Raw genomic sequence first — 24750 nt, 5'->3', positions numbered from 1 at the left:
CACTTCGGGGTCTTAAAGTTGAATAGTTAGGTCATGCCAAAAATGACGCCGCTGCATCGAGATTGCCTTCCACCTGACTCCCCCGGTACCGGGGCAGGCAGTCGTCCGCTGCTGTCAGTGGGATTGGTCCTTCTGGATCAATTCACCCTGGCGGCGTTTTCCGGTCTGGTGGATGTATTGCGTCTGTCCGCCGACCTCGGCGGGGGCAGCCGGCAGATCCATACGGCCTGGCGTGTGATGAGTGTGGACGGATTACCGCGAACCTCCAGTGCCGGGATCACGCTGGAGGTGTCCGGGGGGCTAGCGCAGGATCTTGAAGAGTTCGATTACGTGGCCATCTGCGGCGGCAACGACTACCTCAATACCCACCTGCCCAACAATTTGCGTGACTGGCTGCAGCGCGCTGCCATGAGTCGCACGCGCTTGCTGGGCATCTGCACGGGAACCTTCACCCTGGCGCAGGCGGGCGTGGTCGGCAGTCGTTCGGTGTGCGTGCACTGGAACGTGCTGGATGCGTTCCGGGCGCGTTTCCCCAAGACCCCGGCGGCGGTGGATCATCTGTTCATCGACGAGGGCGACCTGATCACCTGTGCCGGTTCGACCGCGGCGATCGACCTCGGGTTGTACCTGGTGGCCCGGCATTGCGGCCGGGAAAAGGCCCAGCAAGCGGTGCGGCACATGATGCTGCAGGGTATTCGCCCGGGGCGCCAGCCGCAGGCGCACTTCTATGCCAACCTGGCGGACATCAAGGATGAGCGCGTGCGTCAGGCCGCGCACTATATCGAGCAGCGCATGGACAGCCTGCCGACCCTGGATGCCATCGCGCGCTATGTAGGGCTGGGGCGGCGCCAGCTGACACGGGCCTTCCAGCAGGCGCTGGGGCTGTCACCCATGGAGTTCCAGCGCTCGCTGCGGGTCGAGTACGGCGGCTGGCTGCTGTTGAACAGCCACAGCAGCATCACCCAGATTGCCATGGACTGCGGCTTCTCCGACGGCGCACATTTCTCTCGCGAGTTTCGCGCCCGGTTTGGCGTGTGCCCGCGGCAGTATCAGCGTCAGGAGCGGTCGGATGGATGAACGTTCACCTGCCGCACTGACCCATCACCCGGATTCCCCTGGAGACCTGCTTCTTGTGCGCATGGTCGCCGTCGTGATCGTCAGGTGCCGTTGCTAGATGCCATCGTCCAATACTGGCGTACCGCACCCTCCACACCTTGCACCGGGTCGCGGGCGGGAAACGGCAGCTCGGCGATGCTCGCCAGTTGTGCGGCGCTCGGCGCTTCGCGGCAGATATCGGCGTGCTGCCCCGGCGGGTAGGCGCCGACCACCAGAAAGTCGTCGCTGGAGTCCAGGTTGCAGTGGCCGGTGCCCGCTGGCAACAGCAACACATCGCCCGGGCCGACTTCCAGCACATGTCCCTGCGGGCCGCCAAGCATCAGACGGGCGTGACCGCTGGCGATGCCAAGCACTTCATGGCCTTCGGTGTGGTAGTGGTGGTAGTTGTAGACGCCGTAGCGCCATTGGGGTGGCCAGCCATTGGCGTTGAAGGTTTTCTCGAACAGCGCCGCCGGGTCGCTGCCCTGGATGGCAATGGCCTTGGGGTAAATCAGCACGGGCAGGCGCGGGTTGTTGGGTACCCAGCCGTTGCGTTCGAGCAACAGCGGTTGTGCGGGAGTTGCTACAGCCTGGGAGTTGGTCATGGGAAAACCTCCAGAACCTGGTAGTGCCAGTGTGTGAAATCGTGATGAATGAGGCATGTCTACTATGACTCCCGGTACTCGCGAAGGTGCGTCACGGGATGACAACCTGCCGGGTATAAAAAAACCCGGCAGGCGAGGCCGGGTTTTTCGTTGGGTGCCGCGGTAAAACCATTCATTTACGCCGCACGGCTTTCGATCAGACGATCAGAACCACCTTCGGCAACACGATTCTCGATCAGACGATCCGAACCATCAGCAGCCACGCGGTTTTCGATCAGCCGATCCGAGCCATCCGCCGCAACGCGATTTTCAATCAAACGATCCGAACCACCCTCAGCCACACGGCTTTCAATCAGACGATCCGAGCCGCCTTCAGCGACAACCGGGTGAGCAGAGGTAGCGGCGAAAGCGTTAACTGCAAAAACCGAGAAAGCGATGCTGAGGAAGATTTGGCGTTTCATGATGGTGTGCTCCGGGGTGTAGTTGTTTGGTATGGATGCGATGTTACGCCGCGGATTTTTTAAGAGAACTTCATTGGGTTGATGGTGACTATCGACGCCGGCAATGGGTGGCGTGATTTGCGTGGGTGAGGGCGGGGATCGTGATCAAGCCTCGCTGATCTTGCTGACACTGGTGACCTGCCCATTCCAGACCATCTCGTAATGCGCTGCCTGAACAATCGATAAAACCGGCCTTGGCGTCATCAGCGCCCAGCAATAGCTGCCCTGCATCCGCACAGAGTGGTAGCGAAGACCCGGACATCCCGCCTCTTTGACGGACTTCCCCAGGCGCCGGGAATGGGTGTAATCGTCGGGATCATAAACAGGATCAGTCATTGGGATGGCGGCAGCGTCCTTCATCGCCACGTCGACAAAGGAACAGGACAGCCCACGGAACACGAACCGCTCATAGTTGAGGCTCGGCACATTCGACCAGTACAGGCTCTGGTGATGGCGAACCTCGGCCAGCGCCGTTTCCATCGTGTCGGCCAGGTACAGCACCCCAAAACTGCCATCGCTGAACCGCGAACCCGCCGGGTTGACGTGGGTAAAAGGCGCGGTTGCGTAAGAGCAGCCAGGTATGCCGAAGGGGATTTCGGCTCGTGGAATCAATTCAAGGTGGCCCACTTCATTTTTCAGCCTGGGATTGGTGAGCGCCTGTATCTGATACAGCACCTCAAACTCATCCTCGTCGGCAACGTCATCAAACAGCGCAATCGGCGGAAATTTCGAATTGACCAGTCGATAGGATTGCAACTGCTCGCCGACAAGCTCTGCCAGGTCGCCGACCCTCACCATTGCGCCCCCCGCAGCACGTCGATGCGCCGAAAGGTTTCATACAGCGAAATCATATCGCCCTGGGACATGATCTCGAGCGGGCTGCGCCCATTGAAAAACTCGTTGTCGTTGGTCATCGACGGGAAGCCATAGACGTTTTCCGGATTATCGAAGACCAGGCGCAGCGCGGCGTGGATGTTGAGCACAAAACTGATGCGCTGCATCTGGTCCGAGTCCAGTGCCACCGCCCAGGCGGGATCGCGCTGCCGGGCGCGGGTGTAGGTGCTGCGGGAAATACGCAGGATGCGACAAGCCTGATCGCTGGACGCCGCCCATTTTTCGAGAATGCCGACAGCAGCCCGCAGACCCGCAACGCACTGGCTCTTGGTGAATGCCTGTTCCTGGAGGGCGACTGCCATGTTAATACCTCACAATGAATCTATAGACTCAAATATAGGTATATTGGCTCTATGGAGCAAATTGTCTCGACCAGTGGACACCATGGAATCCAGCGCGCACGAGCAAAACAGCAGCGAAAAGCGTCGGTGATATGATACTGAGCGTCCCTGTCCCGCCACGAGATTGCCCATGGATCGCCTGTCTACGTTGTTCTCGCAGTTCGGCGTGCGCGCAAACCTGTTTTACAACGGCAAGCTTTGCGGCATGGCGTCATACGATGGCGCGGACCAGCGCGGCCATATCCATCTGCTGCAGGCAGGCAGCGTCACGTTGCTTTTGCCGGATCGCAAGGACCAGCTGCTGAGTCAGCCCAGCCTGATTTTCCTGCCACGCTCAAGCCGACATCAATTGTTCGCCAGGGAGCCCGAAGGGGCGCAACTCTTATGTGCGGCCATGCAGTTCGAGGGGGGCGTCGACAACCCGCTGTCGGCTTCGTTACCCGATTTACTGGTGTTGTCCCTGAACGAGTTGCCGCTGCTGGCCGATACACTGAAATGGATGTTCGGTGAGGCGGCAGGCGGCCATTGTGGTCGGGAGGCTGCGCTGGATCGCTTGTTCGAGCTGCTGATCATCTTGTTGTTCCGGCATCTGCTCGACCACCGGCAACTGCGTACCGGCATGATGGCAGGATTGGCCGATGCGCGGCTCGCGCGCTCTCTGGTGCAGATGCACAACGCCCCCCAGCGTGCCTGGTCGGTGGCGGAACTTGCGGGCGAATCGAACATGTCGCGTGCCGCCTATGCCGTGCATTTCCGATCCGTCATAGGGCAGACACCTGCCGATTACCTGTTGAGTTGGCGGATCAGCCTGGCGCAGAAACGCCTGCGGGAAGGGCGACCGATTGCACTCATTGCGACCGAGGTCGGTTATGAAAGTCCCTCGGCACTGGCACGCGCATTTCGGCGCAAGACGGGTTGCAGCCCGCGGGGCTGGATGAAGGATCTGGCAGGAGAAGAGGATGGGGCAATGGCCTGAAAGCATCGAACTGCCGCAGGCCATCCCGGGAGTCAATATCATTGGTTCAACGGTTTTCCAGCTCGGTTAGCGAATGACCGGCTACGAAGATGGAGGCGGCGAGCAACCCGATGTCTTTCAGGAGAAACTGACCCGGCGCCACCGTGATGGCTGGAAAACCGAGGCCGGGTTCAATCACGCCGGGTGTCGAGAACATAAAGCTCAAGGTGGTGAAGAACAGTCCCGCAGACAACGCGCCACCGATCAATGAGAGCTTCGGTGACAGCAACCGACCGGCAATCAGAACGCCGATCGAGACCTCCAGGACACCGAGCAGACTGGAAAAGGTATCGACACTGAAAATGTCATAAACCCAACCCAGGAACGGACTGTTGCTGACCAGCGGAACCAGTCCCTGCGCTTCATAGTGCGTGAACTTCATGCCGCCGAACCAGAAGTAGATGACGGCGAGGGCGAAGAACACACCGTAGGTTCCAAGCGCCGTTGTTCAGGCTCCCAGCGATAATTTTTTCGAAGTGTCGATGAAGCTGCAGTGTTCGACATTCAAGGTAGTCATGATCAAGGCTTCCAATAGTTTGAGACTCGAAACCCAGCGCGGATTACGTTGGGCGTGGCGACATTGTTGTCTGTGTTGCCACGCGCTTGGGTTCTGAACGTATTGCAAACTGTGCAGATCGTCTTGACCCACTACCGGTCTTGAAAGAGCAGGGCGGTTTTCCGGCCTCGGTGGACGAGGCTGGGGCGCTAAGGCGCTCGTGAGGATTTCGGTAGAAACCCCGTGCGCCTCGAGATAAAAAGGCGACGCGGCTAACGACTATGCGCGACGTCGGCCAGTTGCCCGGCATCCACGCGCACAAAAGTGGAGTCTCCGATGGCCGTGAGCACGTCCCCCGCATAGACCTCACAGATGACGCGAGTCTTGCGCCCGACATCACCTTCCACTTTCGCACGCAGCGTCAGCGGTATACCCATCGGCGTCGGCTTGATGAACTTGATGCCCAGGTTGCCCGTGACGCAATTGATGCGCGGCAGGCTGGCGACTTCCCGTTGTTCCATGCGGTAGTGATAAGCCATCGCCGTCCAGTTGGAATGACAATCCACCAGCATTGCAATCATTCCGCCGTAAACCAGATCCGGCCAGCCGCAATACTGAGCTTCAGGCAAGTATTCGGCCATGACATGCTCGCCGTCCTCGTGCCAGAAGCTCTTGATGTGCAGCCCGTGTGGATTACTGCTGCCGCAGCCGAAACAAACGCCTTCAGGTGCGGCGCTGTCTTGCAGGGAGATATCAAGCCTGGACATACCTGGTCATCCTCAAAAATGTGAACCGAACCTGGCGGATTTTAACGCTGAACCGTGAAGTGGTGCCCGGCACTTTTGCATCTGGCGCATCCCTGCGCCAAACGACCGGCTTCAGCGTTTGATCAGCGAAATTTTGGTGCCTTCGATGCTGACCCCGGCCATCAGCCCCTGCTGGTCGAAAATGAACGCGTAAGCATCGTCCTTCAACGTCGAGCTGGACAAATTCTTCGCCACCCCTTCATCCACCACCACCACAGTCGGTCCTACGCCGATTTCCCAGCCCTTGGTTTCGCGGACATAGTTAACGGCCTTATCGGTCATCAGGAACAACGCATAGCCATACGACTGAGCGCCCGCCTGCAGCCCCCATGACCCGGTGACGGAGTTGTAATAAGCCTCTACCTTCTTGCCCTTCATCAATGTGCCTTCACCATAACTGCCGCCAAACACGAGGCCGGCCTTGATGATTTTCGGAAAGATGAGTATCGCCTTGGCGTTTTTCGAAATGGTTTCGGCAAAGGGCGTGGCCTTGTACAGCGTTTGCAATGCTTGCCGGGAGTCGGCATCCAAATCCTCGGCAGTTGCCGCACCTGCAGTGTTCAGCAAGCTCGCCGAGGCCAGCGAGGCTGTCGCGAGGACGATCGATAGGAAGAAGCGCATTGACTGAGTCATTTTCGTACTCCGATACGGGAGCAAGGGATGTGAGCAGCGGTCAGCGCCTGCCCTCGGCAGAGTCCGAGCCTACTGAAGTTATCCGGCGCACCCAAAAGTGTGAGAACTCCTGGCTTCGCCCTTGAATGAAGCAGGCCCGAGGCCTTTGATCATTGGCGAGGTCATCACTGGCTTTGACCTCTGCGTATCGGCGGGGTTCGTCGTCAATGCATGCGATGGCCGAATCTGGATATTCTCTGTGGATTCTCGAGTGTCGATGAGCGCCTCCCATGCAAAATCGTACCGCTCACTGTTCCCCTCACTTGAACTGAGTAATCAACCAGTCCTTCAAACGCCCACACGCAGGATCATCTGCCTTCTTCTCGTTGATCATCAAATACTGAACCGCCCCCCTCAGCGGGAGCTCTTCCTTGACCGGCCGAACCAGGCGCCCCTGCTGCACCAGATGCCCGACATCCCTCAGGGACGGATCTATTTAGTCGTTGTGCGCAAAAAAGTAGATTTGAGAATCATCTGGCCGGCCTTCTACGTTGACAGCAGCCGGCTTCGAGGGCGTGTGTCTCAGTGCGGATTATTGAAACTGTCGATGTAAATCCGGAAAAATATCTTGCGCAAATCGGGCGGGCAGGTTGGATGTAACGATCCGGGTTTTAGGCGTTCGACTTCCCACCAAACTCACGTTGATCGTGAAAATTCTGCACATTTTATTTCACATTTTTTTTGGTGCGGTGGCTTCGGTCAATGGGGTCACGAAAGGATCCGTAACACGCTTTTACGCACAGATCGAAATTGCAGAAACGGGCGCCCATTCAGGCGCCCGTTTGTACTTACTCCTTCGCCTGCGCTCGCAAGCGTCGACCGATCACGTCCATCAAGTCGCAACCGTCGCGTAACGGAATGGCTAACAGCTGAGAAAAATCCTTCAGCACTACCGTGTCGCAACCGAGTTCGGCGCGGTAGGCGATGTTTTCCAGCACTTGAGTGACCGTGCGGATGCGGTGGTCAGCCATGGCTTGCAGGACGTCGAGCGGGGCTTGGGTGTCGATGAGCAGGGAGGCCGGGATCAGGTCGATTCCGGTGAGGGGCATGTATCTTTCCATAGGTGAGATCTCGTTCAGTTAGATGAGAACGCCAACAGATCGTCGCCAAACGAATAAGGTGGCAGTTGCGCGCAGGTTGGCGAACCGGGAACGAAAACCGGCAGACCCGAGGGTCTCCCGCGCGCAACCGCCATAGTACAGCGGTTTTGCAGTTGCGACGACGCCTGCAAATGAGCAGGCGGCCCTCGCATTCGTATCTCGGGTCGCCAAACCCGAATCGCCATTTTGGGCGACGGGGCCGACTATAAGCTTCATCAGAACGACAGGGAAGGTGAGGGATTCCGAGGTTTGTGTAGGAATTTTTATGCCGTCCTAGGACCAATAATCAACGTTGCTGAATTGATCGAAACAGCGCCGAAACATTCATCCAACTTGTCATCCCAGCTAACGCTATCCTCTAGAATCCCAACTCAGCAGTCGAGACGGACTTCCACCCAATGCAAACCCCCACCACCCAACACCCCCTCTGGAAAACCTACCTCCTGTTCCTGGCCCCCATGGTCCTCTCCAATTTTCTCCAATCCATGTCGGGCACCATCAACAGCATCTACATCGGCCAGATGCTCGGCACCCAAGCCCTGGCTGCCGTGTCCGGGATGTTCCCGATCGTTTTCTTCTTCATCGCCCTGGTCATCGGCCTCGGCGCGGGTGCGGGTGTGCTTATCGGCCAGGCCTGGGGCGCGCGGGAACCGCATCTGGTGAAGACCATCGCCGCGACCACCTTGCTGCTGGGCGCGATCATCGGGCTGGTGGCCGCCGTGCTGGGCAGTGTGTTCGCAAGACCGGCCTTGCAGGGCCTGGGTACGCCCGCCGACGTGCTGGACGACGCCGTCGCCTACGCCCACGTCATGATGTGGATCATGCCGTCGCTGCTGGTCTACGTGCTGTTCACCCAGTTGCTGCGCGGGGTGAGCGATACGGTGTCGCCGCTGATAGCGTTGGTGGTGTCGACCTGTATCGGTCTGGCGCTGACGCCGGCGTTGATTCGGGGGTGGCTGGGGTTGCCGATGATGGGGATTCAGAGTGCGGCGTATGCGGGGTTGGTGGGTAACTTGTCGGCGATGGGGTGGCTGGCGTGGCGGTTGATCAGCAAGGGGCATCCGTTGGCGCCGGATCGGGAGATGTTTGCGGCGATGCGCCTGGATCGGGTGATTCTCGGCAAGGTGTTGCGTATCGGGCTCCCGACCGGGTTGCAGATGGTGGTGCTGTCGGTGTCGGAGCTGGTGATTCTGGCGCTGGTGAACCAGCACGGTTCACAGGCGACGGCGGCGTATGGGGCGGTGACGCAGATCGTCAATTACGTGCAGTTTCCGGCGTTGTCGATTGCGATCACGGCGTCGATTCTGGGTGCCCAGGCGATCGGGGCAGGGCGCATCGAGCGCATCGGGCCGATTCTGCGCACGGGGTTGTTGATCAATGTGTGCCTGACCGGTGGCCTGGTAGTGTTGGGGTATCTGCTGTCGCACTGGTTGCTGGGGTTGTTCCTCACGGATGATTCCACCCGGGCGAAGGCGGAGCACCTGTTGCACATCATGCTCTGGAGCCTGTTGGTGTTCGGCTTCCAAGCGATCATCGGCGGCATCATGCGCGCCAGCGGCACGGTGCTGGTGCCGATGGCGATTTCGATTGTGTGCGTGGTGGGCGTGCAGTTGCCGGTGGCGTATGTGCTGGACGGGCACTATGGATTGCAGGGCGTATGGATGGCGTTTCCAGTGGCGTACCTGGGGATGCTGGTGTTGCAGACGGCGTATTACAAGATGGTCTGGCAGCATCAGAAGATTGAGCGGTTGGTGTAGGAGGGCGGGCTTGATGTCGGCCACTGTCAGACCGACAATCCATAAGACGACCCCGTGATGTGAACCACCAGGCGTGATCGCCTGAGGAGGCGTTCAAATGAGTTCCTCATCGCCACTCATCTTGCAGGACCGCGCAGCGGCCGGCCGTCGTCTGGTGGAGCCGTTGCTCAAATACGCGCACAGGCCCGATGTCATCGTCCTCGCCTTGCCTCGGGGCGGGGTGCCAGTGGCCTATGAAGTGGCCACAGCCCTGGAGGTTCGCCTGGACCTGATGCTGGTGCGCAAGCTGGGGGCTCCGTCGAATCCGGAGTTCGCCATGGGCGCCATTGCCAGCGGCGGGATACAGATTCTCAATGACTATGCACTGCGGGCGCATCCGATTGATCAGGCCACGTTCGATGGCGTGGTCGCACGGGAAACCCGGGAGCTGTTGCGGCGTGAGCAGGCTTATCGGGGAGCGCGCGCGCCGGTTCAGCTCAAGGATCAGGTGGTGATCCTGATCGACGACGGCCTGGCGACAGGCGCCTCGATGATGGCGGCGATTCATGCGGTGCGTTTGCAGGCGCCGTCGCGCATTGTCGCCGCCGTGCCAGTGGCGCCGATCGAGACGGCGGAGGCCTTGCGCAGTGAAGTGGATGAGCTGATCTGCCCGGTGGTGCCGGAGTGGTTCATGTCGATCGGCCATTGGTATATGGATTTTTCCCAGACTCCGGATGCAGAGGTGATCAAGCTGTTGCAGCGGGCCTGGCAGAGAGAGGATAGCGTCGGACAACCACGAAAATAAATTGGCACTTGATTATGGTCATCGTACAACATTGCTCAGATTTTACCTGCGCCGCAGTTAGAAAACGCGGGGTTGGTAGCCTGCGCAGCCCATGCCCTGTGCATGGAAGTGAGGTATCCACGAGAGCGCTTTGAGACGAGCGGCGATTTTTCAGATTGACAGTCAGGTACTGATCTCGATATAAAAAGCACAGTTGTACGACGACAGACGAATCATCGGCTGTTCATCTTCTAAAAATAAAAGTGTCGACCCCTCATGAATTCAGCCCGCTCGCTCAGCTCCCTGAATGCCGCCCCTGATGGCTTCAACCCAGGCTGCTTCCCTCTGCACACAGCCGGCCTGTTGCATGCGACTTCCCCGCCAAACGCCTGATGCCACTCGTCACAGGTCCAACGCCTGCCGCTGAGCATGGATCACGCCTTTCAAGCCCCTGCAGTGTTCGAGCCTCCACGCTGATGAGCTGAACGGGCAGTGCTCGCGCATTGATCGCAAGACCCGGCGATATCTGGCCTGCCTTTACGCGCACTGACCGCGTTCTGGCGACGCTCCACGACCCAATTGATCTCGCTCAAAATCGAGAGATCATCACCATAATCCAACAATAAAGTGATGCCATGAATCTGAACGAGCCCATCATCGCGCAACGAGTCGGCCAGGCCGTCGGCAAATACCGCTGGACCATTTGCGCGCTGTTGTTTTTTGCCACCACCGTCAATTACCTGGACCGTCAGGTACTGAGTCTGTTGGCGCCGGATCTTTCGACGCAATTTGGCTGGAGCAATACCGATTACGCCAACATCGCTTCCGTCTTTCAGTTTGTGTACGCGATTTCCATGCTGTTCGCCGGCCGTGTGGTCGACAAGATCGGCACCAAGACCGCCTATATAGTAGCGATCGGCATCTGGTCGACCGGCGCGATCATGCACGCCTTTGCGGTACCGATGGGTGAGGGGATCGGCGCCCTGAGCAGCGCGTTGGGCCTCGCCGTCATCCCGGTCTCGATTGCCGGCTTCATGCTGTCTCGCGCGGTGCTGGCGATAGGCGAGGCGGGCAACTTCCCGATCGCGATCAAGGCCACCGCCGAATACTTCCCGAAGAAGGAGCGCTCCTTCGCCACCGGTATCTTCAATTCCGGGGCCAATGTGGGTGCGATCCTGGCGCCGATCTGCGTGCCGCTGATTGCCGCCCTGTGGGGCTGGGAAGCGGCTTTTATCGTGATCGGTGCGTTGGGCTTCGTCTGGGTGGCGGTGTGGATTGCGCTGTACGAAAAACCGGATGAGCAAAAACGCCTGTCGGCAGAGGAATTGGCCTACATCCGCAGCGACCAGGGCGCGCAGGCCGTGGAGAGCACGGACTCGGCTGCCGCCGCAAAAAAAGTATCCTGGTTCAAGCTGCTGACCTACCGCCAGACCTGGGCCTTTGCTTTCGGCAAGTTCATGACCGACGGCGTGTGGTGGTTCTTCCTGTTCTGGCTGCCAACCTACCTGGCCGCGCAATACGGCATGAAGGGCCAGGCCATCGTGCTGCCGCTGGCCGTGTTGTACACCATGACCATGGTGGGCAGCATCGGTGGTGGCTGGTTCCCGAGCTATTTCATGGCACGCGGCGACGCGCCGTATGACGGTCGCATGAAAGCCATGCTGGTGATCGCGCTCTTCCCACTGCTGGTATTGCTGGCTCAGCCATTGGGTTACATCAGTTTCTGGGTGCCGGTGCTGCTGATCGGTGTGGGCGCCTCGGCGCACCAGGCATGGTCGTGCAATATCTTCACGACCGTGTCCGATATGTTCCCGCAAAAAACCATCGCTTCCGTGGTCGGCATTGGTGGTATGGCGGGCGGCTTGGGCGGTGTCGCGATGACCAAATTAGGCGGTTGGGTGTTCGACTATTACAAAACGATCAACGATATCCATACCGGCTACATGATCATGTTCGCCATCTGTGCGCTGGCCTATCTGGTGGCGTGGAGCGTGATGAAAGTGCTGGTGCCGCGCCATAAGGAAATCACCGATCTGTAGATCCTGTCCCGGCACTGGCGCACGTTCTACTCAAACCGCAGGTAAACGCATGACCGCTCGATGGGGCTCGCCACCGAGCCCGGATGAATAACCAAAAAAGCCCTTTACGAGCCAGCACAGGCACCGGATGATCTTGAACCAGCGGACGCATCAGCCCGACAAAAAACAAGATCAGGTGCCTCTATGCTTCTCGAGCAGGCGTTGTTAACCGATGTCAGCGGCAAGCCGATACAGCAGCATCACAAGGATTTTTCCACCGAATGGGATGAAATCAGCGACTGGTCGGATCGCGTGTATATGCCCTATCGGGTATGTCCGGTAGGGCAGGCCATCAAGCCGCACGCCAGCATGCACTCATCGAGGATCGGCGAGCTGACGCTGACGCGGTTTGCCTATGGCGTGGCGGTGAGCATCGATGATTTTTCCCCCGAGGCCGGGAACGCGCTGCTGCTCACGACCGTTCGCGGCAATGCCCGGCACTGGGCGCAGCGTTCGGTCACTGAAGATACCGCTGTGGGCGAATCCTTCATTGCCAATTGCAGCCGGGTCGATTACCGGATCGACCTGGACCCGGATCACCTGCAGCTGAATCTGACCATTCCCCATGCCCTGCTGGAGCGGATGGCGCATCAGTGGTTCGGGTTCGTGCCCGATGATCGATTCTGGCGACACAAGTGTGTCATCGGCGGGGTCGGTTCGAGCTGGTTGAGTCTGCTCGAGTACACCGTTCGCTGTGTGGCCGAGGCTCCCGGGCACATGGCCGAAGGACGCATGGGGGCACACCTGGAGCACAATCTTTGCGTCCACTTGCTGCAGGAATGGGCCAGCCGCGCCGGGCGAGCGGGCCTTGATCTGAGCAGTCCGATGAACCGGATCGCCCCGCGTTATGTCAGGGCTGCCGAAGAGTTCATGAGTGCCAATGCCGCGAACCTGCCGACGCTGGCAGAGGTGGCCGGCGCGGTCGGGACCAGTGTGCGGTCATTGAGTGCTGCCTTTTCGCGTTTCCGCGGCATGACCCCCGGTGCATTCTTGCGCGAGCAGCGGTTGCAGGGGGCTCGCCGGGATTTGTTGGCGACCGATCCGCATTCGAGCACGACGGTAGCGGTCATCGCCTCTCGATGGGGCTATCTGAACCTGGGTGAATTTGCCGGGATCTATCGCAGGCGTTTCAGTGAACTGCCCTCGCACACCTTGCAGCGCCGTTTGCGCTAGCGCGACGCAAAAAAAAGGGCACCGGCGGTGGCGTCCATCCCACCCTTCCGGTGCCCCAAAAAAAAGCCGGTTGTTCGTCTCGGGTCAGAACAACCACAACAATCGCAGGTTGACCCGCTGCTGTTCCTTGAAACCGTTGTCGACCGATACGTCCTGGCCGTAATTGAGCAGGGCCTGGGCTTTGGCGTTACCGCGTATCTGAGGTAGGTCTGGGCTTGCCAAAGTGGCTTCTGGCGCAACGTAAGGCCCTGGCCCGTGAGGTCGTCATTCTTGTCGAACAGCGTCACGTCGGCGGTGAGGTCCAGGGACAACCTTTCAGTGAGGCCGGTGACATAGCCCGTCTGCAACGTCAGTTTCCAGCGGTTCTCACCCAGGTTGAGCGCATCGTTTCGATCATAGTGACCGGTCGGCACGTACAGGTAGGGCGCAATGCCCCAGTAACGGTTTTTCACCGGATCATTCACCAGCCACAGGGTGCTCGCCAGGATCAGATCGCCGACGCCATCGCCTGGAGCCCGAGGGCTCACATGGGAACTGAACGGCGTCAGTGAATGGCTCAGCGGGTCAGATAGCGGTAGGCCGCCGTTTCGAAACCCAGATAACCAGAGACCGAGATGGGGTCGGCGAAAGGCAGTATCTGGGTGGCCCAAAAACCACCGATGCCGTTCTTGCGATCGATCCAATAGAACAGATTGGCCAACCCAGCCCAGGCCAGAGAGCCCGCCGGGCGACCGGTGTGCGCATCCTCGTCATTGATCATGAAACTCAGCCCCCAGGACTTGGGCATGCCCGGGAAGAATTCCGCGGTGTTGGTAAGGCTCGGGATAACGCCGGGCAGGGCTTTGATCTTCAGGTTGTCGAGGCCGTTTTTTTCCGCCAGGCGAATCGTCTCCGGCCGCAGGATCCGCCCGTGATCGCCTTGTCCATCGTTCAGCCAGGCACGGATAAACCGGCAATAATCCTGCACGGTCGAATACAGGCCATGGCCTCCCATATGCACCTCGGGATCCTGGGGCAGGATGAAATCCTCAAGTACGCTCAGCGATCCATCCAATTCACGCTGGTGCAGGCAAGCTCGCCGCTGGAGCATCGACGGGGTCATGGTAAAGGCGGTATCGGTCATGCCCAGCGGCTCGAAGATACGCTGCTGCATGACTTCGCCCAGGCGCTGTCCGGTAATAGCCTCCACCACCAGGCCGGCCCAATCCAGGTTGGAGCCGTATTCCCACTGTTCTCCGGGCTCGAACAGCAAGGGCGTTTGCAGCGCCGCCAAAGACCCGCTGATGATGCCGGGAAGTCCCTGTTCCCGGGCCATTCGGTTGTAGTGTTCGTTGAAGAACTCATAACCAAAGCCTGCGGTATGAAGCAGCAGCATGCGGGTGGTGATGGGGTTTTGCGGCGAGCGCAGGCGAGGGCTGCCGTCGCTGTCAAAACCCTCTAGCACCTGCCGTTCGCCGATCATCGGCAGGTAGTCCGTGGCGGGCGCATCGAGATCCAGTCGGCCTTCCTCGACCAACTGCAGCACCGCCGTGGCGGTGATCGCTTTCGTCGCGGAAAACAGGGCGAAGACGCTGTCGGTGGTCATTTCCCCGACTTGACCGAGTGTGCGTTGCCCCGAAGCGCCTTCATAGACCAAGCAGTCACGCCCGGTGATGGCGGCGACCACGCCAGGCACGCGCAGCGGTCCAGCGGTGACGGTATCGAGCAACTGGTTGAGTGACGAAGTAAGACCTGTATTCATTATTCTTATTCTCCCTACACCCCTCCATGGACCGGCTGGCGCTCATGGCGAGGTGTGCAGTGGTAGGACTGGCTGGCCCGACGTGAAGCGCTGAACGTCGGGGCCAGTGGAGAGTAAGAACATGCAATCAGGGCGTCTGTCGGTTGCCGGCAGAGGATGTCGGGATCAGGCAGTTAATTTAAATGCCGGGGAGATGAGGCGATGCGAAAAAAACGGCTCAGGCAAAGATCCCGAGCAATATCGTCGTCAGTATCACCGTCGAGGCACCGCCGATACGCGTGGAGATCTGCGCGAACGGCATCAGCGACATGCGGTTGGACGCCGACAGGATCGCCACATCCCCGGTGCCGCCCAGGCCGCTGTGGCAGCAGGTGACGATGGCCGATTCGATCGGGTACATTTTCTTCAGGTTGCCGATAAAGAAGCCGGCAATGGTCATCGAAACCAGCCCGCTCCCACAGGGTATGCACCCAATCAGCCATGCGCGGTGTTCTTGAGCCAGCTTTCAAACCGCGTCGCCCCCAGGATCGGGTTATCCCCCGGCGTCAACGACTGGTCGTTGACCGGCGCACCGAAGTACGGAACCGTGTCGTCCGAAACCGCCTGGCGTGGGTCCTTGATGTGCTGCAGGTAGTCCCGCACGAACTCCACCAGCGGCCGGCGCTCGGGACCGGCCACTTCCACGGTCTGGTTGCTCGGCATTTTCAAGGCGATGTCGGTCAATGCGGCGGCCACATCGATCGAGGCCACCGGTTGCAACGCGGCGCAAGTCAGGTGGATGGTGTCGCCGTCCTCGCGCCCCGAGAAGGCAATGGCACTGATGAACTCGAAGAACTGCGTGGCCCGCAGAATGGTGTAGGGAACACCCGATGCCTTGATGAGTTTTTCCTGGGCCATCTTCGCCCGGAAGTAACCGCTGTCGAGCATGCGTTCGGTGCCGACGACGCCCAACGCAACATGGTGTTTGACGCCGTTGACTTTCTCCGCCGCCAACAGGTTCTTCCCGGCCGTTTCGAAAAAGTGCAGCGCCGCGTGGTCTTCGAACGAGGGCGAGTTGGCCACGTCGACCACCACGTCGGCTTCGTTCAGTGCATCGAGCAGGCCTTCGCCACTGATGATGTTGACACCGGTACTGGGGGACGCCGCCAAAGTTTTATGCCCCAGCGCCTGCAGGTTTTTGCACAGTTGGCTGCCGATCAGGCCGGTGCCGCCGATGACGACGATTTTCATGGTCAGTTGTCCGTTGCGGTGGGTGCTGAACTCATTAAACACCCGCTCGACGGGAACGTCGGGCGCACCCATGCGTGGACCGACAGGTGGTCGGAAGTCCGCGCGCCAGGTGGAATAAACCGCGGTTCTTTGCTTTAGTCCACCTGTGGCTGGCCCGTGTGCGCAGCGCCCCAACGCAGCAGGGAGCCCTGACGGGAGAATCCCATGAGCCCTCGATTTGCACCTTCCGCGGCCTTGGCTGCCACACTCGCCTTCGCTGCCTTGCCCTGCGCCGAGGCCGCGCAATACACCCAGGTGAATGCGACGGCCAGCACCATTTCCTTCACCTATAAGCAGTTCACCTCGCGGGCCTATGGCACCTTTGGCAGGTTCCAGGCCACCCTCGATTTCGACACGCAAAACCCCGCTGCGGCCCACGCTGCACTGAGCATCGATCTCGACAGCATCGACGCCGGCAACAGCGATGCCAACGAAGAACTGCAGAAACCCGCATGGTTCGACACGGCGAGTTATCCCGTTGCGACGTTTGAATCCAGCGGCGTGCAAGCCCTGGGTGACGACCGCTACCTGATCACCGGCCAACTCACGCTCAGGGGGCTGACGCGAGTGGTGCAGGTTCCGGTGCAGCTCAAGGCCGACAACGCCATCGGCATTTTCGATGGCCAGCTGACGGTCAAGCGTAGCGACTTCAACATCGGTGAAGGCGAATGGGCCGATGGCGTGGTGTCCAACGATATCAACATCAGGTTTCGCATGGTGGCGCCACAGCAGTAGCATGCGATCCCTCAGTGGTGAGCGGGAGAGGGCAGCAGGGTATCAGTCTCTGGGATAGTGGATTTCGTTCGCACTAGACAAACACTTCCTGACGGTCCGTTCTGCGTTTTCTGAGCGCAGCCAGCATATCCCTCTCGGTCATCCCGTTGGCCCAGGAAGGACGCAGTTGATAGTGGGGCTCATCCTTAAAGCTTTTCCAGTTTCCGCCCCACTCCAGACCCAGGTCCATCGCCAATACCCCGACGGCTTTGTACTTGGGCGAATTACCAAGGTATTTGCCCCCTTCGAAGATACCGATATCGAACGCAATGCCGAAGTTATGGTTGGACTGGCCACCTTTGGCATTGGTGACCGTCGGGCCATTGTCAGGGCGACCTCTGGCGTAAAGCGCGTCCTGCTCTTCGTAAGTTCTCAGGCCACTGATGATTTTGATGTTGATGCCATTAAGTTTGGCTTTCTGTATGAGTGCAATGGCATAGGGGCGCACTTGCGGCAGCAAGGTGTCGATGTTCTTTTTACTTTTGGGATCCAGGTCAGCGGTGGAATCATCTGCCAGCGCGACGGCTTGATCGGGAACCAGACGTTTGGCAATGGCGATCCAGGTTTGTGGGCCGGGTTTGCCGTCGACTTCTACGCCGACAGCGGCTTGAACGGTACAGATCAACTGTTGGATGTCCATTGCTCTGTTCCTGTACTGACACTGTTAACTAAGCGTTACAGTTGTTGTAAGTGCCGAGTTACAGTGTTGTATTTAACGTCGTGAAGTAATTAATTAAACTCTAGATGCTGCGAAGCAATTGATCAACTTGGCATTAGTTTGAGTGGGTTGTTTCATCGCTATTACAAAACTGTAACGTCGGAGTATCAGTTTTCAGTCGGTGATGGTTGTATGTTGCTGATGTACCGTTACTCATCTAAGTTGTCTGGGGAGCCGTCTATAAGTGCATCGGCATTGATAGACGGCACGTTCACTTTCTGTGACCGGCAGCTGTCGGAAAGGAAGGTCGCGATGGCTAAACCCACGCGCAGGCCGCAACCCATGATACTGATCCGCGGGTTCGGCGGTCTCAACGTCGAAGACGAGAAAAAGGCCACCTATCAAGGCTTCAATGACGGCACGGTGTACCCGCAGAAGCGTGGCGAAAACTATATATATGAAGGGTTCATCCTCAGGTTCCTTAAGTCTTCCTGGCAATACCAGGACGCGACCAATGTCGTCGGCTATTACGGCGAGAGTGTCGGTACGACCCCACCCATTCCCGCTGAACTGAAGGCGCTGGATTCGGATTTCTTCAGCAAAGGCAAGTTGATCATCGATCCGGCCATGGCGCTGCACCTGGTCCGCACGGCAAACGATCCGAACCGGACGTTGTGGGTCTTTCGCTACTACGATCTCAATGACCGCAACATGGCCGCCTACGGCACTGCACTGCTGCGCCTGATCGATTTCATCCGGGCGCTGGCCAAGCTGAAGAACCCCGCTCAGCCTGAGCCGATGGTCAATATCATCGCTCACTCCATGGGCGGGCTGTTGGTCCGGCAGGCGATCCAACAGACGATTCCGGACGCTAAACGCAAGTCTGCCGATCTGATCAACAAAGTGGTGACCCTCGGCACTCCCCATCAGGGTATTGCCTTTCAGGTCCTGAAAAAATGGGTCGGGATGGACGCGCAACAGGAGATCGAACATTTCAATCCCGCCACTCAAAAAGACCCGAATAACCCCACTTCATTTACCCAATTCGGCAAGCACTTCCCGTTGGATCGCCTGCTGACTGTGGTGGGTACCAACTACAAATCCTACGACGTCGGCTCGGCCTCCCTGGGCAACCGGTTGTTCTCGCTGGGCGACGAATTCGGCATGAACTACAACCGCAGCGACGGCCTGGTCAAACAGAGCTACGCGCAGATTCCAGGTGCGCCGAGAACTTTCGTGCATAAGTGCCATGGCGGGTTCGACTCGCTGGTGACGGCCAGGGAGTCGTTCGAGATCGCCACGCGATTCTTTTTCGGCAACGTCAAGGTGCGGTTGCGGCTGGTCGAAGGTGAAGTGCTGCGTGGCATGGATATGTTCGGCAAAAGCGAGTTCTTTTTTGGCGTCTCGATCAAACCGCGCGGGGTCGATTTCGAACTGTTCCATCAGGGCGCCGATTCGGAAAACTGCTATGGCCCCTTCACCAAGACCAGCCTGACCGACCCCGCCGTCGAGTTCGGTTGGGCCGGCCCCGACCGGCTGATCTGGGAGGGTTATCTCAACACCATGCCGATACTGGAAGATGCCAGCATCGGCAAAAAGGACATGGTGATGCGCGTGGACTTTTATGTCGGCGAGCGCGATCTGTTTGGCGTGGGTTTTTCGGACAACGTGATTTTCAGAAAACAGTACTACATTCGCGGCTTGCTGCTGCCGCCTTACACCATGTTCATCCATGACGGCGAGCAGTTCGCGGCGCCCGGTTACGTCGACGACCCCAAGACGCTGATGACAAAAGTGGCCAAGGGATGGGAGTTCGATGTGACGGGGACGGGCTTCAAGGGGCGGTTCAGGATCGAGGTTGAGCAGGTGCCTGAGTGATACTCCCGAATTCGCCAACGTAGGCGTTGCTTCGGGAGGAGGGGTTCAAGGCTTCGGTTTAGCGGTGCTGCATATGGCCCCTTCGCGAGCAGGCTCGCTCCCACATTTGATCTCTGGCGAACACGGTTGAAGTGTTCACCGAGAATCCACTGTGGGAGCGAGCCTGCTCGCGAAGGGGCCAGCAGATCCAGTACATCGATCGCTTAATAACCACATGGACTCAGCCCCGATACCGCAACGCCTCCAGCAACAAGGCAAACGCCGGCGACGCCTGGCGCCGGCTCGGGTAATACAGATGAAACCCGGCAAACGGCGCGCACCAATCCTCAAGCACCTGCACCAACCGGCCGGCCGCGATGTGCGGCGCCACCAGGTCTTCGGGAAGGTAGCTCAAGCCCAATCCATCCAGCGCCGCAGTGAGCAACTGGTACACACCATTGAACGTCACCTGCCCCGACACCCGGGCCTTCAAGCTGTCGTCGCCCTTTTTAAACTCCCAGGCGTACAAGCCGCCGTTGGTGGGCAGGCGCAGGTTGTTGCATTGGTGATCGGTCAGGTCCCGCGGGGTGATTGGCAGGGGACGCTCGGCAAAGTACGCCGGTGTACCCACCACCGCCATGCGCATATCCGGTCCGATGCGGGTGGCGATCATGCCTTGGGCCACGTCTTCTCCCAGGCGCACGCCGGCGTCGAAACCCTGGGCGGCGATGTCGACAAAACCGTAGTCGCAACAGACCTCGACCGAGATATCCGGGTACTTCGCGAGGAAGGGTTTCAGCACCGGCCACAGAATGTATTCCAGCGCGTGATCCATCGTGTTGATGCGGATATTGCCGGCGGGCGTATCGCGCAGATTGCTCAGGGCCACCAGCTCGATCTCGATTTCTTCGAAGTGCGGGCCAACGGTGTCCAGCAGATGTTGTCCGGCTTCGGTCGGTGACACGCTGCGAGTCGTACGCGTCAGCAGGCGCAACCCCAGGCGTGCTTCCAGTGCCCGTATCGTGTGACTCAGGGCCGACTGGGAAACACCGAGTTTGGCCGCCGCCTTGGTGAAACTTCTTTCGCGCGCCACCGCCAGGAAGGCGAGCAGGTCATTGGCGTTTTCCCGAAGCATTAATGAGCCTCTCTCATAGGTATTTTCCGATTCTAGCGGCTTACTTTAGTAATGCGTAACGGGTAGATTGAATAGCGATTGGGGATTGTGATTGCCCACAGGCATCGTGGATCAAATCATCTGTGGCAACTTGTCCAGCATCTTGTCGAGGGTGATCGGGTATTCCCGAACACGGATGCCCGTCGCGTTGTAGACCGCATTTGCAATCGCCGCACTGACCCCGCACAACCCCAGTTCACCAACGCCTTTGGCTTTCATCGGCGAGGACACCGCGTCGGTTTCATCGAGGAAGATCACTTCTTGATGCGGGATGTCGGCATGCACCGGGACTTCGTAGCTGGCCAGGTCGTGATTGACGAAAAAGCCCCGGCGCTTGTCCACCGCCAGTTCCTCCATCAACGCCGCACCGACGCCCATGGTCATCGCGCCGATCACCTGGCTGCGCGCCGAGGTCGGGTTGAGAATCCGCCCGGCCGCGCAGACCGCGAGCATCCGGCGCACGCGGGTTTCGCCGGTGGCGCTGTCGACCGCGACTTCGACAAAGTGCGCGCCGAACGTCGACTGCTGGAACTGCTTGCTCAGCTCCGCGAATTCGATCGAATCCTCGGCGACGATTTCACCGGCCTGCGCCGCATCACGCAACGGCACGCTTTTGCCACCGGCGCGCACTTCACCGTCGGCAAACACCGCATCCTGCGCGCTCACGCCGAGGCGTTGCGCGACCGCCTCACGCAGTTTGACGCACGCTGCATACACCCCAGCGGTCGAACAGTTGGCGCCGAATTGCCCGCCCGAGCCTGCCGATACCGGAAAGCTCGAATCCCCCAGGCGCACAACCACCTGATCGAGCGAGACGCCCATCATTTCCGCTGCCGTCTGGCCGATGATGGTGTAACTGCCGGTGCCGATATCGGTCATGTCGGTTTCCACCGTCACCACGCCCTGATCATTGAGTCGCACCCGCGCGCCCGACTTCACCAGGGCGTTGTTGCGAAAGGCAACCCCGACGCCCATGCCGATCAGCCAGCGGCCGTCCCGTTGCGTGCCGGGTTGCGCATGGCGCTGGCTCCAGCCGAAACGCTCGGCGCCGGTGCGCAGGCATTCGATCAACTGCCGCTTTGAAAACGGTCGTTTCGGATTGGTCGGATCGACCTGGGTGTCATTGAGGATGCGGAACTCGACGGGATCGAGTTGCAGTTTCTCCGCCATCTCGTCCATGGCAATTTCCAGAGCCATCAAGCCTGGTGTTTCACCCGGTGCGCGCATGGCATTGCCTTCCGGCAGATCGAGTGTGGTCAGGCGCATCGTCACCAATCGATTTTCACCGGCATACAGCAGTTTGCTAGGCTGCGCGGCGCGCTCGACCTTGCCGCAGGGCAAGTCGCCGGACCAGCCTTCGTGGGCCATGGCGGTGATCTTGCCATCGCGGGTAGCGCCGATACGAATGCGTTGAATGGTCGCTGGCCGATGGGTGGAATTATTGATCATCAACGGTCGGGCGAGGGCGACTTTCACCGGTCTGCCGGCCAGGCGTGCGCCGAGGGCGGCGAGCACCGCGTCCGAACGGATGAACAATTTGCCGCCAAAGCCTCCGCCGATATAGGGCGAAATCAGCCGCACCTTCGCCTTCGGCATGCCGAGGGTGGTCGCCAGATCGGTGACGGACCAGTCGATCATCTGATTCGACGTCCATAACGTCAGCTGGTCGCCTTGCCAGGACGCCATCGAGGCGAAGGGTTCCATCATCACGTGGGCCTGATCGGGGGTGGTGTAGGTCTCATCCAGTTGCACCGGCGCGGCCGCGAACGCCCCGGCAAAATCGCCATGCACGGTGTCGGCCATCTGATCCTTGGCTTCCACGCCTGAGCTGCGCGTGCTGGCGAGATCGAACGCGCCTTCGGTGCTGACATAGGACACCTTCACCAGTTCTGCGGCGGCCCGGGCCTGCTCGAAGGTTTGCGCCACCACCAACGCCACGGCCTGGTGATAGTGCTGAATGTCGGGGCCGCCGAGCAGGGTCGCGGTGTTGTATTTGCCTTTGCCGAGCTTGCCGGCATTCTCTGCGGTGACGATGGCGATTACGCCGGGCGCCGACTTGGCCAGCTCCAGGTCCATCGCCGCGATGCGACCCTTGGCGATGGCCGAGCCGACGACCACGCCATAGGCCTGGTTCGGCACGACGGTGTGGTGTTCGTAGGCATAAGGGGCAAGACCGGTGGTCTTCAACGGCCCTTCGATGCGGGTCGTGGCCTTGCCGACGACCTTCATCTGGTCGATCGGGTTGGCGGTGGCGGGCGTATCGAATTTCATGCCTGGGTCCTCGCTTGTGCCATCACCGAAGCGAGCGTGCGCTCGACCAAGGTCAGTTTGAATGCGTTCTGATCGGTGGGGGTGGCACCGGCGAGCAACTGTTCGCTCACCGCTTTGGCGCCCTGGGCCATCGCGGCTTCGGCTGCCTCCACACGCCAGGGTTTGTGCGCGACACCGCCCAGCGCGATGCGACCGGAACCGTCTTGCTGAATCACTGCCGCCACCGAAATCAGGGCGAATGCGTAAGAGGCGCGGTCACGGACTTTCTGGTAGATGTGCACGCCACCGAGCGGAGCGGGCAGCGTGACCGCGGTGATCAGTTCGTGCGCGGCCAGGGTGGTTTCAATGTTGGGGGTGTTGCCGGGCAGTCGATGCAAGTCGGCGAGCGCCAGGCGGCGTGTCGTGCCGTCGGGGCGCACGGTCTCGACCTGCGCATCCAGGGCGCGCATCGCCACGGCCATGTCGCTCGGATGGGTGGCGATGCAGGCATCACTGACACCGAGGATGCCCAGCGGCCGACTGAAACCGCCGATCGCCGCGCAGCCGCTGCCGGGTTGGCGCTTGTTGCACGGCTGGTTGGTGTCATAAAAGTAAGGGCAACGGGTGCGTTGCAGCAGATTGCCCGCCGTGGTTGCCCGGTTGCGCAACTGGCCGGAGGCACCGGCGAGCAGGGCACGGGACAGCAGGCCGTAGTCCTTGCGGATGCGAGCATCGGCAGCCAGGTCGGTGTTTCTGACCAGTGCGCCGATTCTCAGGCCGCCGTCGGGTGTCGCTTCGATCCGGTCCAGGGCGAGGCCATTGACGTCGATCAGGTGCGTTGGCGTCTCGATGTCCAGCTTCATCAGGTCCAGCAGGTTGGTGCCGCCGGCGATGAACCGTGAGCCATCGACCTGCGCCGCCAGCGCCGCGGCCTCGGCTGGCGATTTGGCACGCAAATAGGTAAAGGGCCTCATACCGTGGCCTCCGCGACTTCGGTGATCGCCTCGATGATGTTGGAGTACGCACCGCAGCGGCAGATGTTGCCGCTCATGCGTTCCTGGATTTCACTGGCGATCAGTTGTGGCTGATCGGTGAGACTGGGACTGGCATGACTGGGAATGCCGTCGCGGATTTCCCCCAGCACCGCGACTGCGGAACAGATCTGCCCGGGTGTGCAATAGCCGCACTGATAGCCGTCGTGCTTGATGAACGCCGCCTGCATCGGGTGCAGTTTGTCCGGTGTGCCCAGCCCTTCGATGGTGGTGACCTTCGAGCCTTCGTGCATCACCGCCAGGGTCAGGCAGGAGTTCAGGCGCCGACCGTCGACAATCACCGTGCAGGCACCGCACTGTCCATGATCGCAACCCTTTTTGGTGCCAGTGAGCTGCAGGTTCTCCCGTAATGCATCAAGCAGCGTGGTGCGGGTGTCGAGGTCCAGCGCTTGCGGTTGACCGTTCACCTGGAACGACACCTTGGCCTTGACCGGGCGTGCCGCGTTGGCGGCCGAAGCTCGCGCCGAAATGAATGGAGGCAGCGCCACGGCCGCCGCCGTCACCGCGCCCACGATCAGAAATTTGCGCCGGGATATCGACATCAGGTCACGGTCGTCCATTGGTTCGATTCCTATAGTGGTTGGCGTTGCCAGTCCTCATCCAAAGAGTGACCCGCGTGCTGGCGGAATGTTTTTGCGTATTTTGGCTATAGAGTTATGCGTGCTGTTCATGAATCCACA

At 59.7% G+C, this 24750-nt stretch carries 22 protein-coding genes and 4 pseudogenes; 8 read left to right on the top strand and 18 right to left on the bottom strand.

Annotated features, from left to right (window positions below; genetic code table 11):
* Positions 1 to 117: 117 nt before the first annotated feature.
* Positions 118 to 1077, top strand: a complete 960-nt coding sequence (locus tag ACA041_RS19275) for a GlxA family transcriptional regulator (RefSeq protein ID WP_497435862.1) — start codon at positions 118 to 120, stop codon at positions 1075 to 1077.
* An 80-nt stretch (positions 1078 to 1157) separates the two neighbouring features.
* Here the strand turns inward: ACA041_RS19275 and ACA041_RS19270 are convergent, their stop codons facing one another.
* The 4 genes and pseudogenes from ACA041_RS19270 to ACA041_RS19255 form a co-directional block, all read right to left on the bottom strand.
* Complete coding sequence (locus ACA041_RS19270; protein WP_497435857.1) at positions 1158 to 1700, bottom strand: cupin; 543 nt, start codon at positions 1698 to 1700, stop codon at positions 1158 to 1160.
* A gap of 179 nt (positions 1701 to 1879) precedes the next feature.
* A pseudogene (locus tag ACA041_RS19265) lies at positions 1880 to 2161 on the bottom strand (hypothetical protein); the annotation flags it as partial.
* Between the two features lie 144 nt (positions 2162 to 2305).
* On the bottom strand, positions 2306 to 2998 hold the full coding sequence (locus ACA041_RS19260; RefSeq protein ID WP_497435852.1) for an RES family NAD+ phosphorylase: 693 nt from the start codon (positions 2996 to 2998) through the stop codon (positions 2306 to 2308).
* Positions 2992 to 3396 carry a hypothetical protein gene (locus ACA041_RS19255; RefSeq protein WP_497435848.1) on the bottom strand — a complete coding sequence of 135 codons (405 nt, stop codon included), beginning with the start codon at positions 3394 to 3396 and terminating at the stop codon, positions 2992 to 2994. Before ACA041_RS19255 ends, ACA041_RS19260 begins: the two co-directional genes overlap by 7 nt.
* 169 nt (positions 3397 to 3565) lie before the next feature.
* Between ACA041_RS19255 and ACA041_RS19250 the strand changes: the two genes are divergently transcribed.
* Positions 3566 to 4411, top strand: coding sequence for a helix-turn-helix transcriptional regulator (locus ACA041_RS19250; RefSeq protein ID WP_497435842.1), 846 nt, complete (start codon positions 3566 to 3568; stop codon positions 4409 to 4411).
* Between the two features lie 46 nt (positions 4412 to 4457).
* Here the strand turns inward: ACA041_RS19250 and ACA041_RS19245 are convergent.
* The 4 genes and pseudogenes from ACA041_RS19245 to ACA041_RS19230 form a co-directional block, all read right to left on the bottom strand.
* Positions 4458 to 4967, bottom strand: a pseudogene (locus ACA041_RS19245) (YkgB family protein).
* Positions 4968 to 5218: 251 nt separating this feature from the next.
* Positions 5219 to 5713: a PaaI family thioesterase gene (locus ACA041_RS19240; protein WP_497435837.1), complete on the bottom strand. Its 495-nt coding sequence runs from the start codon at positions 5711 to 5713 to the stop codon at positions 5219 to 5221.
* A gap of 111 nt (positions 5714 to 5824) precedes the next feature.
* A complete protein-coding gene (locus ACA041_RS19235) occupies positions 5825 to 6385 on the bottom strand; it encodes a lipid-binding SYLF domain-containing protein (RefSeq protein ID WP_497435834.1) in 561 nt (186 codons plus the stop codon).
* An 827-nt stretch (positions 6386 to 7212) separates the two neighbouring features.
* Positions 7213 to 7485 carry a hypothetical protein gene (locus ACA041_RS19230; RefSeq protein WP_154993582.1) on the bottom strand — a complete coding sequence of 91 codons (273 nt, stop codon included), beginning with the start codon at positions 7483 to 7485 and terminating at the stop codon, positions 7213 to 7215.
* A 437-nt stretch (positions 7486 to 7922) separates the two neighbouring features.
* Here ACA041_RS19230 and ACA041_RS19225 point away from each other — a divergent pair, with 437 nt between their 5' ends.
* From ACA041_RS19225 to ACA041_RS19210, 4 genes are all read left to right on the top strand, one after another.
* Entirely contained in the window at positions 7923 to 9281 is a 1359-nt protein-coding gene (locus ACA041_RS19225; protein WP_497435830.1) for an MATE family efflux transporter, read from the top strand.
* A 97-nt stretch (positions 9282 to 9378) separates the two neighbouring features.
* Complete coding sequence (locus ACA041_RS19220; RefSeq protein ID WP_497435825.1) at positions 9379 to 10065, top strand: phosphoribosyltransferase; 687 nt, start codon at positions 9379 to 9381, stop codon at positions 10063 to 10065.
* A gap of 614 nt (positions 10066 to 10679) precedes the next feature.
* Entirely contained in the window at positions 10680 to 12083 is a 1404-nt protein-coding gene (locus tag ACA041_RS19215; protein ID WP_497435822.1) for an MFS transporter, read from the top strand.
* A 183-nt stretch (positions 12084 to 12266) separates the two neighbouring features.
* Positions 12267 to 13295, top strand: coding sequence for an AraC family transcriptional regulator (locus ACA041_RS19210; RefSeq protein WP_497435820.1), 1029 nt, complete (start codon positions 12267 to 12269; stop codon positions 13293 to 13295).
* A gap of 84 nt (positions 13296 to 13379) precedes the next feature.
* On the opposite strand, the gene ACA041_RS19205 is transcribed toward ACA041_RS19210, so the two are convergent.
* From ACA041_RS19205 to ACA041_RS19185, 5 genes and pseudogenes are all read right to left on the bottom strand, one after another.
* The gene (locus ACA041_RS19205) at positions 13380 to 13517 is read right to left on the bottom strand and encodes a hypothetical protein (RefSeq protein ID WP_497442209.1); all 138 of its coding nucleotides are present in this window, start codon (positions 13515 to 13517) and stop codon (positions 13380 to 13382) included.
* 17 nt (positions 13518 to 13534) lie between these two features.
* Positions 13535 to 13747: pseudogene (locus tag ACA041_RS19200) on the bottom strand (transporter); the annotation flags it as partial.
* Between the two features lie 104 nt (positions 13748 to 13851).
* The gene (gene acmB / locus ACA041_RS19195; protein ID WP_497435818.1) at positions 13852 to 15036 is read right to left on the bottom strand and encodes a methyl acetate hydrolase AcmB; all 1185 of its coding nucleotides are present in this window, start codon (positions 15034 to 15036) and stop codon (positions 13852 to 13854) included.
* Between the two features lie 217 nt (positions 15037 to 15253).
* Positions 15254 to 15496: pseudogene (locus ACA041_RS19190) on the bottom strand (2-hydroxycarboxylate transporter family protein); the annotation flags it as partial.
* Positions 15497 to 15510: 14 nt separating this feature from the next.
* Positions 15511 to 16266 (bottom strand): SDR family oxidoreductase, encoded by a 756-nt coding sequence (locus ACA041_RS19185; RefSeq protein WP_497442119.1) that lies wholly within the window; start codon positions 16264 to 16266, stop codon positions 15511 to 15513.
* 204 nt (positions 16267 to 16470) lie between these two features.
* Here ACA041_RS19185 and ACA041_RS19180 point away from each other — a divergent pair, with 204 nt between their 5' ends.
* Positions 16471 to 17040, top strand: a complete 570-nt coding sequence (locus tag ACA041_RS19180; RefSeq protein WP_497435815.1) for a YceI family protein — start codon at positions 16471 to 16473, stop codon at positions 17038 to 17040.
* 73 nt (positions 17041 to 17113) lie between these two features.
* Here ACA041_RS19180 and ACA041_RS19175 read toward each other — a convergent pair whose 3' ends face one another.
* Positions 17114 to 17719, bottom strand: a complete 606-nt coding sequence (locus ACA041_RS19175) for a M15 family metallopeptidase (RefSeq protein ID WP_497435810.1) — start codon at positions 17717 to 17719, stop codon at positions 17114 to 17116.
* Between the two features lie 330 nt (positions 17720 to 18049).
* Between ACA041_RS19175 and ACA041_RS19170 the strand changes: the two genes are divergently transcribed.
* Positions 18050 to 19615 carry an esterase/lipase family protein gene (locus ACA041_RS19170; protein ID WP_497435808.1) on the top strand — a complete coding sequence of 522 codons (1566 nt, stop codon included), beginning with the start codon at positions 18050 to 18052 and terminating at the stop codon, positions 19613 to 19615.
* 220 nt (positions 19616 to 19835) lie between these two features.
* Here the strand turns inward: ACA041_RS19170 and ACA041_RS19165 are convergent, their stop codons facing one another.
* The 4 genes from ACA041_RS19165 to paoA all read right to left on the bottom strand — a co-directional run bounded on the left by ACA041_RS19165 (position 19836) and on the right by paoA (position 24612).
* Positions 19836 to 20729 (bottom strand): LysR family transcriptional regulator, encoded by an 894-nt coding sequence (locus ACA041_RS19165; protein ID WP_497435806.1) that lies wholly within the window; start codon positions 20727 to 20729, stop codon positions 19836 to 19838.
* A gap of 111 nt (positions 20730 to 20840) precedes the next feature.
* The gene (paoC, locus tag ACA041_RS19160; RefSeq protein WP_497435805.1) at positions 20841 to 23039 is read right to left on the bottom strand and encodes an aldehyde oxidoreductase molybdenum-binding subunit PaoC; all 2199 of its coding nucleotides are present in this window, start codon (positions 23037 to 23039) and stop codon (positions 20841 to 20843) included.
* Positions 23036 to 23992, bottom strand: a complete 957-nt coding sequence (locus tag ACA041_RS19155; RefSeq protein ID WP_497435803.1) for an FAD binding domain-containing protein — start codon at positions 23990 to 23992, stop codon at positions 23036 to 23038. The genes paoC and ACA041_RS19155 overlap by 4 nt, the downstream gene beginning before the upstream one ends.
* Entirely contained in the window at positions 23989 to 24612 is a 624-nt protein-coding gene (gene paoA, locus ACA041_RS19150) for an aldehyde dehydrogenase iron-sulfur subunit PaoA (protein ID WP_497442118.1), read from the bottom strand. The genes ACA041_RS19155 and paoA overlap by 4 nt, the downstream gene beginning before the upstream one ends.
* Between the last annotated feature and the right edge of the window lie 138 nt (positions 24613 to 24750).

It is taken from the genome of Pseudomonas sp. LBUM1676 (assembly GCF_059695605.1).
The sequence above is the reverse complement of the archived record's forward strand: the minus strand, read 5'-3'. Positions and strand labels throughout refer to the sequence as shown.

Bases quoted from the DNA above. Each gene is read 5' to 3' on its own strand.
- ACA041_RS19270 (WP_497435857.1), bottom strand. From the start codon at position 1,700: ATGACCAACTCCCAGGCTGTAGCAACTCCCGCACAACCGCTGTTGCTC.
- ACA041_RS19260 (WP_497435852.1), bottom strand. From the start codon at position 2,998: ATGGTGAGGGTCGGCGACCTGGCAGAGCTTGTCGGCGAGCAGTTGCAA.
- ACA041_RS19255 (WP_497435848.1), bottom strand. From the start codon at position 3,396: ATGGCAGTCGCCCTCCAGGAACAGGCATTCACCAAGAGCCAGTGCGTT.
- ACA041_RS19250 (WP_497435842.1), top strand. From the start codon at position 3,566: ATGGATCGCCTGTCTACGTTGTTCTCGCAGTTCGGCGTGCGCGCAAAC.
- ACA041_RS19240 (WP_497435837.1), bottom strand. From the start codon at position 5,713: ATGTCCAGGCTTGATATCTCCCTGCAAGACAGCGCCGCACCTGAAGGC.
- ACA041_RS19235 (WP_497435834.1), bottom strand. From the start codon at position 6,385: ATGACTCAGTCAATGCGCTTCTTCCTATCGATCGTCCTCGCGACAGCC.
- ACA041_RS19230 (WP_154993582.1), bottom strand. From the start codon at position 7,485: ATGGAAAGATACATGCCCCTCACCGGAATCGACCTGATCCCGGCCTCC.
- ACA041_RS19225 (WP_497435830.1), top strand. From the start codon at position 7,923: ATGCAAACCCCCACCACCCAACACCCCCTCTGGAAAACCTACCTCCTG.
- ACA041_RS19220 (WP_497435825.1), top strand. From the start codon at position 9,379: ATGAGTTCCTCATCGCCACTCATCTTGCAGGACCGCGCAGCGGCCGGC.
- ACA041_RS19215 (WP_497435822.1), top strand. From the start codon at position 10,680: ATGAATCTGAACGAGCCCATCATCGCGCAACGAGTCGGCCAGGCCGTC.
- ACA041_RS19210 (WP_497435820.1), top strand. From the start codon at position 12,267: ATGCTTCTCGAGCAGGCGTTGTTAACCGATGTCAGCGGCAAGCCGATA.
- acmB (WP_497435818.1), bottom strand. From the start codon at position 15,036: ATGAATACAGGTCTTACTTCGTCACTCAACCAGTTGCTCGATACCGTC.
- ACA041_RS19185 (WP_497442119.1), bottom strand. From the start codon at position 16,266: ATGAAAATCGTCGTCATCGGCGGCACCGGCCTGATCGGCAGCCAACTG.
- ACA041_RS19180 (WP_497435815.1), top strand. From the start codon at position 16,471: ATGAGCCCTCGATTTGCACCTTCCGCGGCCTTGGCTGCCACACTCGCC.
- ACA041_RS19175 (WP_497435810.1), bottom strand. From the start codon at position 17,719: ATGGACATCCAACAGTTGATCTGTACCGTTCAAGCCGCTGTCGGCGTA.
- ACA041_RS19170 (WP_497435808.1), top strand. From the start codon at position 18,050: ATGGCTAAACCCACGCGCAGGCCGCAACCCATGATACTGATCCGCGGG.
- ACA041_RS19165 (WP_497435806.1), bottom strand. From the start codon at position 20,729: ATGCTTCGGGAAAACGCCAATGACCTGCTCGCCTTCCTGGCGGTGGCG.
- paoC (WP_497435805.1), bottom strand. From the start codon at position 23,039: ATGAAATTCGATACGCCCGCCACCGCCAACCCGATCGACCAGATGAAG.
- ACA041_RS19155 (WP_497435803.1), bottom strand. From the start codon at position 23,992: ATGAGGCCCTTTACCTATTTGCGTGCCAAATCGCCAGCCGAGGCCGCG.
- paoA (WP_497442118.1), bottom strand. From the start codon at position 24,612: ATGTCGATATCCCGGCGCAAATTTCTGATCGTGGGCGCGGTGACGGCG.